11 protein-coding genes are annotated in these 15,219 nt (G+C 32.4%); 4 read left to right on the top strand and 7 right to left on the bottom strand.

Features of this window, described 5'->3' with window-relative positions; translation table 11 throughout:
• Positions 1-97 precede the first annotated feature (97 nt).
• The 7 genes from ACQ65T_RS05490 to ACQ65T_RS05460 all read right to left on the bottom strand — a co-directional run bounded on the left by ACQ65T_RS05490 (position 98) and on the right by ACQ65T_RS05460 (position 10,543).
• Positions 98-4,387, bottom strand: coding sequence for a T9SS-dependent M36 family metallopeptidase (locus ACQ65T_RS05490; protein WP_430400091.1), 4,290 nt, complete (start codon positions 4,385-4,387; stop codon positions 98-100).
• Between the two features lie 91 nt (positions 4,388-4,478).
• Positions 4,479-5,792 carry an NADH:ubiquinone reductase (Na(+)-transporting) subunit F gene (gene nqrF / locus ACQ65T_RS05485; RefSeq protein WP_430400090.1) on the bottom strand — a complete coding sequence of 438 codons (1,314 nt, stop codon included), beginning with the start codon at positions 5,790-5,792 and terminating at the stop codon, positions 4,479-4,481.
• Between the two features lie 2 nt (positions 5,793-5,794).
• Positions 5,795-6,544, bottom strand: a complete 750-nt coding sequence (gene nqrE, locus ACQ65T_RS05480) for an NADH:ubiquinone reductase (Na(+)-transporting) subunit E (RefSeq protein WP_430400089.1) — start codon at positions 6,542-6,544, stop codon at positions 5,795-5,797.
• 3 nt (positions 6,545-6,547) lie between these two features.
• Complete coding sequence (locus ACQ65T_RS05475; RefSeq protein ID WP_430400088.1) at positions 6,548-7,222, bottom strand: NADH:ubiquinone reductase (Na(+)-transporting) subunit D; 675 nt, start codon at positions 7,220-7,222, stop codon at positions 6,548-6,550.
• A gap of 3 nt (positions 7,223-7,225) precedes the next feature.
• Entirely contained in the window at positions 7,226-7,951 is a 726-nt protein-coding gene (gene nqrC / locus ACQ65T_RS05470) for an NADH:ubiquinone reductase (Na(+)-transporting) subunit C (protein WP_430400087.1), read from the bottom strand.
• Positions 7,952-7,953: 2 nt separating this feature from the next.
• Complete coding sequence (locus tag ACQ65T_RS05465; RefSeq protein ID WP_430400086.1) at positions 7,954-9,168, bottom strand: NADH:ubiquinone reductase (Na(+)-transporting) subunit B; 1,215 nt, start codon at positions 9,166-9,168, stop codon at positions 7,954-7,956.
• A 28-nt stretch (positions 9,169-9,196) separates the two neighbouring features.
• The gene (locus tag ACQ65T_RS05460) at positions 9,197-10,543 is read right to left on the bottom strand and encodes a Na(+)-translocating NADH-quinone reductase subunit A (protein WP_430400085.1); all 1,347 of its coding nucleotides are present in this window, start codon (positions 10,541-10,543) and stop codon (positions 9,197-9,199) included.
• Between the two features lie 196 nt (positions 10,544-10,739).
• Here ACQ65T_RS05460 and ACQ65T_RS05455 point away from each other — a divergent pair, with 196 nt between their 5' ends.
• From ACQ65T_RS05455 to pruA, 4 genes are all read left to right on the top strand, one after another.
• On the top strand, positions 10,740-11,987 hold the full coding sequence (locus tag ACQ65T_RS05455; protein WP_430400084.1) for a DUF5103 domain-containing protein: 1,248 nt from the start codon (positions 10,740-10,742) through the stop codon (positions 11,985-11,987).
• Position 11,988: 1 nt separating this feature from the next.
• Positions 11,989-13,062 (top strand): DUF3667 domain-containing protein, encoded by a 1,074-nt coding sequence (locus tag ACQ65T_RS05450; RefSeq protein ID WP_430400083.1) that lies wholly within the window; start codon positions 11,989-11,991, stop codon positions 13,060-13,062.
• A 3-nt stretch (positions 13,063-13,065) separates the two neighbouring features.
• Complete coding sequence (gene apaG / locus ACQ65T_RS05445) at positions 13,066-13,452, top strand: Co2+/Mg2+ efflux protein ApaG (RefSeq protein WP_430400082.1); 387 nt, start codon at positions 13,066-13,068, stop codon at positions 13,450-13,452.
• Between the two features lie 102 nt (positions 13,453-13,554).
• The gene (pruA, locus tag ACQ65T_RS05440; protein WP_430400081.1) at positions 13,555-15,180 is read left to right on the top strand and encodes an L-glutamate gamma-semialdehyde dehydrogenase; all 1,626 of its coding nucleotides are present in this window, start codon (positions 13,555-13,557) and stop codon (positions 15,178-15,180) included.
• The last annotated feature ends 39 nt before the right edge of the window (positions 15,181-15,219 follow it).

Here is a 15,219-nt window from a genome sequence, read left to right as displayed (position 1 = left end):
TGTTTAATTATGAAAACATGATTAAAAAGAACTTCTAAACACAAAAAACCGATTCATTTCTGAATCGGTTTTTTGTGTTTATAGAAATATTTATTTTTTATAAAATAATCTTTTCTGTTTTAACTTGACCATTTTGAAGTTTTACTTTCACAATCAAAGCTTGATTACTTGCTTTTAATGTTGAAATCGTAAATGTGTTAGCATTTATGGTTTTATTCTCATAAAGCTTTCTTCCCAATACATCAAAAACAATAATTTCATTGATGTTCTCTTTTGATGAGTTAACATGAATCTCATTCGAATTAACAAATACATTCATTGTATTTGCATTTGTAAATTCATCAGAACTCAAAGATCCACTTTTATAAACAATCTCAAATCGATTATTGAAAGTTCCCTCTTGTGCTGTAAAACTATATGCAGACGATTTTAAATCATGTATGATATTATTTAATTTATCTTTTATAAATACATCTTGATTATCAAATAAACCATCTACATTTTCTATTGAAATAGTATATGCTCCTGCTGTTAATGCTTTAAGTCCTAACGGAACAATATCTTCATCGTTAAAAGGAAGTGATTTTCCTTGAATTACATATTCTTCGTTATTAACTATATTGTATAGCATTGGTTTTGAAGTATCCAATACTTTAGCATCAATTCCAAAGTCAACTCCATTACTTGCGCCTTCAATATAACCAACCAATATTTGATTGTATGATGTATTTGAATCATTTAAATTCAACCAAATTCTATGTCTTTCTAATGAACTTGTAGACGCATTTCTATAGAATTGAGTACTTACAGAGGCATCTTCTCTTTGTAAATTATTAAAACTTGCTGAACCGGCTGATGTTGCTTGCACATAAAAACCTTGACCCGTTTGTATAGTTCCGTTTGGCACTTTTCCACTTGCAAAAGCAGCAACTCCTCCTGCTCCAGATGTATAGGTAGCAAAGTTATTTTGCGGATAAATTCCTCCACTTGCAGCAGTAGTATTGGTCCAGAAATACAACGCACCAATATTAGTATTATCTGTTAAGAATGTATTTGCATCTATAGGTGACGGATATGGATTTCCAAGTACGTTATAACCTAATCCAACACTTTGATTTACTATTCCATTAATTGGAACACCCGTAAACTGACCGTTGAAAACCGTTGGACCTGTATAGGTATTGTCAGCACGAATCATATAACCTTTTCCAGCAACAAAATTAGTAGTCGCAGCAACAGATTGATAAGCTGTAGGCGTATCTACTCCAGTAAATAAATATTCATAGAAACGTGTTGAGACCGTGTTTGGAGAAAAAGCTTGTAATTGCTGACCAACAACTGGTGTAGACCAAGCGGTGTAATCTAAACGATTCATTACAGTAGCATTTCTTTTAACAATAATGCTTCCAGTATTAACTGCTGCATTATCTATTTGACGTAATGCTGCATTATTTTCAACCGTTAATGAAGAGCCAGCAACAACTGTTACATCCCCATCAACAATAAAAGTATCTCCAGAATTAATTGTAACCTGTGCATTATTTGTTATAGTTACTGAACATGCTTCAAGATCTGATGATGATGAATAGTTACCTGTAAAAGTTACCGCTGTAATTTTACTTGGCACTCCATTAGACCAAACGGAACCATCCCATGATGACGTTTCTGTTCCACATAAAAATTCTGCTCTTACAGCAAAATCATAAACAGACTCGTTAGCATCATCATTATTAATTACAATAGTCGCATTTTTAACTCCTAAAGATTGAGGATTAAAAACAACATCAAAAGTAACAGAACCGTCAGTTGGAACAATATACGGAAGACTAATATTTGCAATACTAAAGTCTGTTGAATTAATTCCAGATAAAGAAATTGAACTTACATTTAAGGCAGTTTGACAATTCTCATTATAGATTGTAAATGTTTTAGTTTCTGACGCACTTGCAACTACTCCGAAATCTGAATCATCAGTTAAAACCGGAGTTGAATCTCCATCAACTATATCAAAATTATTACCTTTTACATTAATTTCAGGTAATAATAAATAGGCTGGAATATCAAAAGCCTCTACTTGATCAGTCCTATTATTTGAACTGTTTTGTCTTGCACTAAAACCTAACCCTCTAGCTGCAAAAGCATTCCAAATCAAACATTGATTCGCTCCACCATATAAAGCAACATCAGCAGCTAATATTGCATCTCTACCATCCTGAAAACCAGGGCTACATGGCTGTAATTTCATACCTTCGATTACCAAATGCATTGCCATATTATTCCCTCCAGTTCCATTATAAACATCTGAATCAAAGCCGTATTTATCTATCATTGCCCAGGTCATATCCCAAAGCATTGTACACCATACGAAACCAATTCCATGAGGTTGTGATATTGCTCCAGTATTATTAGTTGATGCATAAGTAAAGTTATTAATGGCAAAATTAGTGGTATACGGAGCAGGACGTATTCCTCCTCCACTTGTTGACTCACCAATTGCATAAGTCCCTATTCCTCTTGAATCAGTAGCTTGATCCCCAGGTTCTATCGTAAGCATTAAAGCTAACCAATCAGACCAACCTTCACCCATTTGCTCTGCATTACCTAAACAACCAGCAGCAGCAGGACCGCCCGTTAATCTATTTGACACACCATGCCCGTACTCGTGAGCAATAATTCCATTGTCTAAATCACCATCTAATTGAAATCCGCTTGGCGGAACGTCTAGAAGAGTTGCATTAACTGTTTGTGACAACATTTGTGTTAAAATTGTATTACCATCAATATCTGAAATCATCACAGATGGAATTGTAATTGTAGCGTCAGCGCCACCCATTACTATAGGACTTCCAGCTGCATTATTAATCATTATTACTGCAACAGCACCAGCATTTTGAGCAGCTTTTACTTTTATTACAAATGAACAAGTTCCTCTTCTAATTACTGCTATTTTACCATTCAAAGCTGCTGCATTTGTAATAACCTCACAGCCATCATCAGTTGGAGCCGTATTGTCTATCACAAGTACCAAATCACTTGTCAAAGGCGAAGTTGGGACTGGCGCTCCAAATCCTGCAGGAATTGCATTATATCCGCCTGAAATGCCAGCAGGTGTATTTATCGTTAATTTATCTATTGGAGAACTCGTTGGGGCTGACCATAAGAACATTTGCATTCTTGGCGCCCCACCATCAGCAGGAGTACCAAAATTTGCATTATTAAGGCCGCTGCCATCTTGGGCGTCAGCAATTACAGCATCGTTTCCTGCTCCGCCTCTTCCATAATTATTTGTTTGAAAGTTACCACTAGCATCATCAAATCCATATTGATACCATACATCATGCATAATATTATTCATATAGAATAAATTAGTTATAGCTGCATTTTGATATCCTGCTGGAGCTTGATTTAAATTCATTGGAAAATCAAAATTTAGAGATGCCCCTCCACTTGGAGCACTTCCAAAACCATTATTTCCATTTGCATCTTCTTGAGCATAAACATTATTACCTCTTGTAATAGTATATTCTGCTCCAGCAACACCATTAGTATCATGCCAACCAAAAGGTGATGCAACTGCATCATATGGACCTACAACCAACACATCACTTCCGTGATTTGGACTTTCAATTGGGATCGGAAAAACTCTATATTGATCTGTTGTAGGAGGAATTAAAAGCGAATTATAATTTACAGCTTTTTCATCCTTAATTTGAGAAAATTGTTTTGCTTTCTTATTATGATTTAAATGCTCACAAGTTCCAAAATTACAACTAACAACCCAATCTGTTTTATCTATAATTTTACCCGAAAGAGCATCAACTCTTACACTCCACCAATGTTGTTGGTCCAGTGTATAAATACTTAAATCCCAAACTAAATTAATCCCTCCATTTTCAATAGGCTGGAACATTAATTTAACAGGTATATTTTCTAAAGAAACTCCTGCAGTATTAAAAACAAACTTTTTTGAAGATTCTGCAGTAATAATTTTTAGATCATCAACTTTATTTAAACCTAATTGATCCGCAGCATTTTCTATAGCTTGAAAAGGTGTAATTTGAGGATGAGTAGTATTAACTCTTGAGGCAATATTTTTTTCTAATCTATTACCAAAACTCAAAATTCTTTTTTCTAAAATATTAAAATTTGCAACCGCATTGTAAATCTCAATACCTTGATATTGTTGTCTAATATAGACATGAGTTACTTTTGATTTTTTAGATGTAGTTTGATCTGTAACAATCCAATCTTTAATTTCTTCATCAGAAAGACCAATCTCATTTTGATTATCTTTTAAATATTTACTAACTATAGCGTTATTATCTTGGGAAAAAACAACACTGTTCATTAGTAAAAACATAAAAATAATAAAGTAATTATTTTTCATATTTTAAATGGTTAAGTTTTTTATTTGAAGCAATTTACAATAATTTATTTGTAAAAAAAAACCGATTCATTTCTGAATCGGTTTTACTATATTAACCTCCAAAGTCATCAAAACGGATGTTATCTGGATCTAATCCGAAATCTTCACCCATTTTCTGAACGGCATTGTTCATCATTGGCGGACCACAGAAATACAATTCAATATCTTCTGGGTTTTCGTGGTTTGATAAATAATTATCAATTACCACATTATGAATAAACCCAACAAAACCATCTCCTTCTCCATTAACTCCATCTTTGATTTTCCAATTATCCTCAGGTTGTGGCTCAGATAATGCTAGATAAAACTTAAAGTTAGGAAAATCCTTCTCTAACGCTCTGAAATGATCTGTATAGAATAATTCACGCTTAGATCGACCACCATACCAATATGTTACTTTTCTTCCTGTCTTAATTGTACGGAATAAATGATATAAATGAGAACGCATTGGCGCCATTCCTGCTCCTCCTCCTACATACAGCATTTCTGCATCAGACTCATTGATGAAAAATTCTCCATAAGGACCAGAAACCACAACTGGATCACCTGCTTTTCTTGAGAAAATATACGAAGATGCAATACCTGGATTGACTTTTGCCCATCCATTGATGTTTCTATCCCAAGGCGGAGTAGCGACACGTACATTCAACATAATCTTTCTTCCTTCAGCTGGGTAAGAAGCCATAGAGTATGCTCTTTCCACTAAGTCATCATTTTTCATTACTAATGGCCATAAATTAAATTTATCCCATTCAGCTTTGAACTTTTCAGGTTCACCTGGATGCTCTTCAGGGTGAGCAGAAATATCTATATCAGAATACTTAATTTCACACTTAGGAATTTCAATTTGAATATATCCACCTGCTTCATAATGCATATCTTCAGGTAACTCAACAATAAATTCTTTAATAAAAGACGCAACGTTGTAGTTAGAATATACTTTAGCTTCGAATTTTTTAATTCCAAATACCTCTTCAGGAACTTCAATAATCATATCTGCCTTAACTTTTACTTGGCATCCTAAACGCCAACCTTCAGCTAGTTCTTTTCTTGAAAAGTGAGGAGTTTCTGTAGGCAGAGCTTCTCCTCCACCTTCTTTGACAATACACTTACACTGAACACAAGTTCCACCTCCACCACAAGCAGAAGGTAAAAATATTTTACTTGAACCTAAAGTAGAAAGTAATGTATTACCAGAACCTACTTCAATTTCATTTTCTCCGTTTATTTTAATTTTAACAGGACCAGACGGTACTAATTTAGCTTTTGCGAATAATATTACCGCAACTAAAACTAATAATAAAATTAAAAACGCTATAACCGTTACACTGACTAAACCAGTAGTACTTATTTCTAAAGCTATCATAATTATTCTTGTACTGTTTTGGTTAATGAATCGTTTACTGTTTCAACAACTGTAGAATCTACTACTACCTCAACAACTTCTGTTGTAGACGGAGTAACATTTTCAACTAGCTCTTTTTTAGGCTCAGCACTATCTCCTCCTGAAAGCATTCCTCCAAAAGACATAAAACCAATTGCCATTAAACCTGTTAATATAAATGTCATACCTAAACCTCTGAAAGCTGCTGGCACATTCGAATATCTGATTTTTTCTCTAATTGCTGCAATTGCAACAATAGCTAAAAACCATCCAATTCCTGAACCTACACCGTAAACAGTTGCTTCGGTAATGTTGTTAAATTCTTTTTGTTGCATGAATAATGATCCTCCAAGAATAGCACAATTTACCGCGATTAAAGGTAAAAAGATACCTAATGATGTATATAAAGCTGGTGCAAATTTTTCAACAATCATCTCTACTAATTGTACCATTGTAGCAATAGTAGCAATAAAAAGAATGAAAGTTAAGAAACTTAAGTCATATTCTGCATACTCAGGTCCCATCCAAACTAATGCACCTGGTCTCAATAAATATTGATCTAATAAAAAGTTTAATGGAACTGTTACTAACATTACGAAAATAACTGCTGCTCCAAGACCTACTGCTGTAGATACCTTTTTAGAAACTGCTAAGTATGAACACATTCCTAGGAATGTTGCAAATACCATATTATCAATAAAGATTGATTTTAAAAATAATTGTAATAATTCCATTTCTTAGTTTGTTTCTATTAGACTTTTATTTCTTGAACGTTGGAATCCAATAATTAATCCTAATGTAATAAGCGCCATTGGTGCTAACAACATAAAACCATTATTTTCATACCCTATAGAGTATAGTCCCGTTTTCTCAACTGGATCACCAAATACTGGGAAACCTAATAATTTTCCAGAACCTAATAATTCACGAAAGAAACCAACTACTACTAAAATTAATCCATATCCTGCAGCATTTCCAATTCCATCCAAGAAAGATTTCCAAGGTCCGTTTCCTAAAGCAAAAGCCTCAAAACGACCCATGATGATACAGTTTGTAATGATTAATCCGATGAATACTGAAAGTTTTTTCGCTAAATCTGGAACATACGCTTTCAATGTTAAATCTACAAGTATTACTAGAGCAGCAACTACTACTAGTTGAGCAATAATACGAATTGCAGAAGGAATAATATTTCTCATTAATGAAATAACTACGTTACCTGCAGCTAAAACGAACATTACAGACAATGCCATAATGATTGAAGCTTTTAATTCGGCAGTAATTGCTAAAGCAGAACAAATTCCTAATACTTGAACCGTAATAGGGTTACTGTCTGTAAGCGGGTCTTTAACTAAACCTATATTCTTTTTTGAGAACAATGGCTCTTTTTCTGTGTTTTTATTTTCTGCCATAGTTTATTTTTTTAAAGTTTCGAAATAAGGCAAGTACAACTTAATTCCAGAGTTTAACATTGCTCCAACTCCATTACCTGTAATTGTCGCACCTGAAATTGCATCTACTTGATTATCTGTTTTATCTTCATTATTTGGATCACCGTTTGACTTAGAAATTTCAACCGACTTGTAATTCCCTGAAGCATCAAAAAGCATTTCACCTTTAAAATCATCTTTAAAGAATGATTCTGTAATGTTAGCACCTAAACCAGGCGTTTCACCTTTATGGTCAAAATACACACCGTTAATACTTTTTAGGTCATCATTTAAAGCGATGTATCCCCAAATTGCATCCCAAAGTCCATTACCTCTTACTGGTACGATGTAAATTTTCTTTCCATCTTTCTCACCAACAAATAAAGGTAATTTTTGAACTAAACCTTGTTTAGCATTATCTAATTCTTTCTTTATATTAATTAAGTACGCTTCTTTATCTTCAGTAACTTTTTCACCTTCGATAACGAATTGTTGTTTAATATATTGATTGAATGTTTCTGTAGCATTGGTTCTGTCTGAATCGACACCCATTGCACTTAAAATATCCATTTGCGTTTTAACTTTATCATTGTTATCGCGCATTTCTTTTGTAGCATTTGCAAAAAATGCCAATAAAGAACCTACTACTAATACTAATATTACTGAAAAAATAATAGTATATGAATTTGTATCTGTACGTTTAGTTGACATAATTAAGCAGTTTTTGTGTTTAAACGTTTCATTCTTCTTTTCACATTTCCTTGTACCACATAATGGTCAATTGTTGGTGCGAAAACGTTCATTAATAAAATCGCCATCATAACACCTTCTGGATAAGCAGGGTTGAAAACACGAATTAGAATACTAATGAAACCAATTAAGAATCCGTAAATGATTTTTCCTTTATTTGTTTGCGCTGCAGAAACAGGATCTGTTGCCATGAACACAATACCAAAAGCTAAACCACCTACTAATAAGTGTTGCCAAAATGGGAAAGCCATTAATCCGTAGAATTTACTTGATTCAGTGATAATGCCAGCATCAACAATTCCGTTAAAGATTAATCCCATTACAACAGCTCCAATTACTGAAGAAATCATAATTCTAGCACTTCCAATTCCAGCGAAAATTAACCAAGCAGCTCCTAATAAAATTAAGAATGTTGAAGTTTCTCCTACAGAACCTGGAATCATTCCAAAAAACATTTCAGACCAAGTGAAATCTGGCGTATGATTAGCAGCTAAAGTACCTAAAATTGTTTCTCCTGAAATAGCATCTACTCCATTTGCTTTAGTTACTCCGTCAACAGCTCCGTGAACCCAAACTTTATCTCCAGACATCCAAGCTGCCCAGTTAAAGAATAAGAATGCACGAATTGTTAAAGCAGGATTTAGAACATTCATTCCAGTTCCACCAAATAATTCTTTTCCAATTACAACCCCAAATGCTACTGCAACAGCAAGCATCCATAAAGGCAAATCAACTGGAACAATAAGTGGCACAAGCATTCCTGTTACAAGGTAACCTTCTTCTACTTCATGTTTATTAACTGTCGCAAAAATAAACTCAATACCTAAACCAACACCGTATGAAACGATTAATAAAGGAAGGATTTTTTGAGCTCCAATTAATAAGTTATCTAGTGTCCAGAATTCGCTAGATAAAAAAGCGATTCCTTCTGGAAAACCATTTATTTGTGAATAATGCTGAAAACCAGCATTAAACATACCGAAAATTAAAACTGGCACCATTGCCATAATTACCGTGTTCATAACACGTTTTAGATCGGTTGCATCTTTAATATGAGTACCGTTATGAGTAGTCATATTAGGTAAATAAAGGAATGTATGCAAAGCATTAAAGCTCTGCTCCATCTTAGTACCTTTGTACTTTTCCTTTAAGTTATGTAAATTTTGTTTCAATCCCATTATAGTGATTTTTTAAATTTCTTGAAGATTAACCTACTTCTTTTATCATTATATCTAATCCGTGTCTAACAATTGCTTGGTGCTCTTGTTTAGAAACGCAAATATATTCTGTAAGTGCAAAATCTTCTGGTGCAACTTCATAAATACCCAAAGCTTCCATTTGATCAATATCTTTTACTAAAATTGCTTTTAATAATTGAATAGGATAAATATCTAGTGGGAATACTTTTTCATAATCGCCAGTAAGAACAAAAGCTCTATGCTCACCATTAGTATTTGTATTTAAATCGTATTTTTTATTTGGAGTTAAAAACGAAAACATATTCGCTCTATAAACACTAAATTTATTAGGTCTAGGAATATTCCAACCAAAGAAATCATAATCATCTCCTTCAGGAATTGAAGTAACAGTATTTGAATAAAAACCTAAGAAACCATCTTTTGATTTTTTATCTCCAGTTAAAACATCACCACTAATAATTCTATAATTACCATCTTTTAAGTTACCTGCAACAACATCAGCCATTTGAGCACCAATTGTAACATTTACATAAGAAGGTTTATTAAAACCAGTTCCTGCTAAAGCAACTGTTCTTTGTAAGTTTAATTTTCCTGTTAAGAACAACTCTCCAATAATTGCAACATCTTCCATTTGGATAGTCCAAACTTTTTCCCCTTTGTTAATTGGGTCGATTTTTGCAATTTGAGTTGAAACTAATCCAATTGGATGAACACCTTGACCTTTATGAACAGAAACTCCGTCAACATTTGGCATAAAATCTGCCGATGGAGAAACAGTTACATGAACTTGACCAGAAGTCAATTTTGTCAAAGCTGTAAAACCAGCAGCCAAAGCATCTTGTTTTCCATTCATGGTGAAATTTAAATCCGCTGCCAATGGAGCAGAGTTAATACCAGAAACAAAAATAGCTTTTGGAACATCAGCTGAATTTGCTACAACATCGTAAGGACGTTGTTTAACAAATGGCCAACAACCAGAAGCCAACAAGTGCGCTTTTACTTCTTCTGATGATAAATCTTTAGGATTTTTCTTGCTATGCTCTACATGGTTATCTTGAAAATCAGCAGCGATAAGAATTTCTAAAATAACTCTTTTTTCACCTCTTTTGATTTCTTGAATAGTTCCACTTACAGGAGAAACAAATTTTACTGACTCATCAATTTTTGAGTAGAAAATTACTTCTCCAGCTTTTACAATCGCACCCTCTTTTACTGTCATTTTAGGAGTAACTCCATGAAAATCAGAAGGTTTAATAGCATAGACTTTCGATCGGTTAGCGTCAGATTTTGAATTTTCTGCCTCACCTTGCAACTTAAGGTCTAAACCTTTTTTTATTCGAATGTCTTTTGACATGTGTATTGAAGATATGGTTAGTACTATTTTATAAAACGTGCAAATTTAAATAATTAGGTAACACGATACCAAAAATATAGCCACTCATTTTTGTTATTTATAATAATTCTAAACTGAATTAAAAATAGAATTACAGCATAAAATTTGTATTAACATTTAGAGAATTCTTATTTTTACATTCATTAACAATGATTACATGCGCAAAATTCTAATTACTTTATTATCAATAGCTTTAAATTTAGTTTGTTATTCGCAAGTTGAAAACGAAATTCAACCTCCATTTAACATTAAAACCGTTGCGTTTACACAAAACAGCAACAATATTACACCTTTTGTTAAGCTAGGAGAAAGTTTTGCTTTGGAATTTGATGATTTATATGGCAATGAAGCGGATTATTATTACACTATAACGCTTTATAATTATGATTGGACAGAAAGCTCTTTAGTAAAACAAGAATATCTAACAGGATTAGATAATCAAAGAATTATGAATTATGAAAACTCATTCAACACCTTACAACAATATTCACATTACACACAATCATTCCCAAATAAATTTAACAGGATTACAAAAAGCGGAAATTATATTATCAAAATATTTAATGACGAACAAGAAATTGTTTTCTCAAAAAAAATAATCATTTATGAAGATATTGTCAGCGCAAGCTTATTAGTAAAAAGAGCACGTGATTTTGAATCGCTGAACGAAAAACAAAATTTAGAATTAACAATAAATTATGGCGAAAGAATTCTTCAAAATCCAATTAAAAATGTAAAAGTTTCTTTTTTTCAAAACGGTAATTGGAACACTGCGATTCATAATGTTAAACCTCAATATACGCTAGGAACTGAATTAATATACAGGTACAATCAAGAGACTCAATTTTGGGCAGGAAATGAATTTTACACCTTAGACAATTCTAACATTCGAAACAACAACAATTCCGTTGCTATGGTTACTGCAGGTGATATTTACAACTCTCACCTGTACATCAATTACGCTAGAAAAAACAAACAATACACTTATTTTCCAGATTTTAACGGAAATTTTTACAGTGTAAATATCAATTCTCAACTCCCACAAACAGAAGCCGATTACGCATGGGTTTATTTTACACTTGAAGCCCCAAATTATTTCTTAGATAAAGACATTTATATTAATGGCATGTTTAATAATTACAATTTAAATGATGAGAATAAATTAATATACAATGCCGAAAAAGGACTTTTCGAAAAAGCAATTTTATTAAAACAAGGATATATCAACTACCAATATATAGTTGCAGACACTAAAAAAATTATTGATTTTGAAAACGCAATTGATGGAAACTATTATCTAACCGAAAACAACTATGTTGCAATAATATATTATAGAGGAAATAATGATAGAACAGACCAAGTAATAGGAATCACTAAATCAAATAGCGAAACAATTAGAAACTAAGATGACCAAAAGAAAAAGCATTTCTTATAGAAGCGACAAATGTCTAAATTGCAATACATCTTTAGACATAAGTGAGAAATATTGTCATTTTTGCGGTCAATTAAACTCGACCAAAAAATTAACTATATTCGATTTTTTGGAAGAGTTTTTTTCAAACTTTTATGCGTATGATTCTAAAATAAGAAATACTTTATTATTTCTATTTAGCAAACCTGGGTATGTTGCAAAACAAATTGTAGATGGAAAAAGACAAACATTTGCCAATCCATTTAGGTTATTCTTAAGCGTTTCTTTGATATTATTTATTTCCTACAACTTCAACAACACTTTCGATTTCAACAAAAACAATGAACCAATAAACGAAGTGAATAATTTGAACAAAGAATTAAAAGAAAAAGATAGTATTAGTATAAATATAGCTGGAGAAGAATCAAAAATATCTGTAATGGATCAATTAGGTTTAAATCAAGAATTTCATGCTGATTCTATTTATACCAGATCTGACTTAGAAAAAAATCTATTAGGAACAACTTACTATAGAGTTACATCGTTTAGGAATTACCATAACAAACATGAAAAAATTAAAACTCCAAATGCTTTAATAAATTTAGGTTATGAAGACACGAGGCTAAATCAATTTATTTATAACAAAGCTCAAAATTTTAAATCCAATGATATTGAGAATGAAATCACAAACTATTTTGTTTCTAAACTTCCTTTTTTAATATTCTTAGCACTACCCTTACTAACTATTATATTTTGGCTTGTTTTTTATAATAAAAAATATACCTATGCAGAAGTTCTAGTTTTTACTTATACTTTTTATACTTTTATTTTCATATCACTGCTATTATTGGAACTAGTAAAATATTTAAACGAAGACTTGTCAATCATTTTAAAATCAATATGCTTTATCTTAATTTTTCCAATCTACTTATATAAATCTTTAAGATATTTTTATGAAACTAGTCGTTGGAAAACCATTTTTAAATTTGTACTTTTGAATTTATTATTTTTGCCAGCTATATTAATTACATCCTTTCTTGTAATTTCAGTTGCACTATTATTCTTTTAATTAATGGTAACACAAATAACAAAAGGTATAAAAATTTCAGTTTTAACTAGTTTTGAAGGAACTTACTTCAAAAACTATAAGATTCATTTTGCCTTTAGTTACCAAATTACAATTGACAATCAAAGTAAGGACTCGGTTCAACTTAATTCAAGACATTGGGAAATATACGATGCTTTAAACAACAAAGAAATTGTAGACGGTGAAGGTGTTGTTGGTAAAAAACCAGTTATTAAACCTGGAGAATCTCACACATATTCTTCTGGTTGTTTACTAGCTTCTCCTATTGGAGCTATGAATGGTTATTACAACATGGTAAACTTTACCTCAACAAAAAGCTTTAAAGTAATTATACCAACTTTCCGATTTAGTGCACCTTTTGCATTAAACTAATTCTCTATGACTTAAAAGTCAGCAATCCTTGTTACAAAAAATTGATTATTTTTTATTAAATTTGCTTACCAAAAATTTAATAATACTAAAAATAATAATATTATGTCAAAAGGATTTTTTAATGTCCCAAAAGCAGTAAACGAACCAGTAAAATCATATGCTCCTGGATCTCCTGAAAGAGAAAGAGTATTAGCTGCATATGATGAAATGTGGAATGCAAAAATTGATGTTCCTTTATATATTGGTTCTGAAGAAATAAGAACTGGAAATACTAGAACAATGTCAGCTCCTCATGATCACCAACACATTGTTGGAACATATCATTTAGCTGAAAAATCTCACGTAGAGAAAGCAATTAGCAATGCCTTGGAATCTAGAACTAAATGGGCAGCCATGTCTTGGGAAAGTAGAGCTGCAATATTTTTAAAAGCTGCTGAATTAATTGCAGGACCTTACCGTGCGAAAATTAATGCTGCAACAATGATTGCACAATCTAAAACTATTCATCAAGCTGAAATTGACGCATCATGTGAATTGATTGACTTTTTACGTTTTAACGTAGAGTACATGACTCAAATTTACAAAGAACAACCTGGTTCCGATTCTACGACTTGGAATAGAGTTGAACACAGACCTCTAGAAGGATTCGTTTACGCTATTACTCCATTTAACTTTACAGCTATTGCAGCAAATTTACCAGCTAGTGCAGCTATGATGGGAAATGTTGTTGTTTGGAAACCTAGTGATAGTCAAATATTTTCTGCGAAAGTTATTATTGATATTTTTAAAGAAGCTGGAGTACCAGACGGTGTTATTAATGTAATTTACGGTGACCCTGTTATGGTAACTGAAACCGTTTTAGCTAGTCCAGATTTCGCTGGATTACATTTCACAGGTTCAACACATGTATTTAAAGATTTATGGGCAAAAATTGGAGGAAATATTCATAATTATAAAACATACCCAAGAATTGTAGGTGAAACAGGAGGAAAAGACTTTATTGTTGCACACCCTTCTGCAAACGTAAAACAAGTTGTTACCGGAATTACAAGAGGAGCTTTTGAATTTCAAGGACAAAAATGCAGTGCTGCTTCAAGGGTTTATATCCCACAAAGTATGTGGCCAGCAGCAAAAGAGCAATTAATTGCAGATGTAAAATCGATGAAAATGGGATCTCCTGCAGACATGAAGAACTTTATTACTGCAGTAATTCATGAAGGTTCATTTGACAAATTAGCTAGTTATATTGACCAAGCTAAGAAAGATAGTGATGCTGAAATTATTGTAGGTGGAAACTACGATAAATCTAAAGGTTATTTTATTGAACCAACCGTTATCGTAACTACAAACCCAAAATACAAAACAATTGAAACTGAATTATTCGGACCAGTTGTTACTCTATATATTTATGAAGATACTAAATGGGCTGACACATTAAAATTAGTAGATGAAACTTCTGAGTACGCCTTAACTGGAGCTGTTTTTAGTGGATGTAGATATGCAATTGAAGAAGCTACTATAGCTCTACAGAATTGTGCAGGTAATTTTTACATAAATGATAAGCCAACAGGAGCTGTAGTAGGATGCCAACCATTCGGTGGAGCTCGTTCATCAGGAACAAATGACAAAGCGGGTTCAATCTTAAATCTTTTAAGATGGGTTTCTCCAAGAACCATCAAAGAAACTTTTGTAACACCTGAACATTATAGTTACCCTTTCTTAGGATAATTCTTAAAAAAAAGAACTAAAGCTTGTCAGAAATGACAA

Origin of the sequence: Flavobacterium sp. (genome assembly GCF_965284515.1) — a bacterium.
Lineage (GTDB): Bacteria > Bacteroidota > Bacteroidia > Flavobacteriales > Flavobacteriaceae > Flavobacterium.
This window is presented reverse-complemented; position numbering and strand designations above follow the sequence as displayed.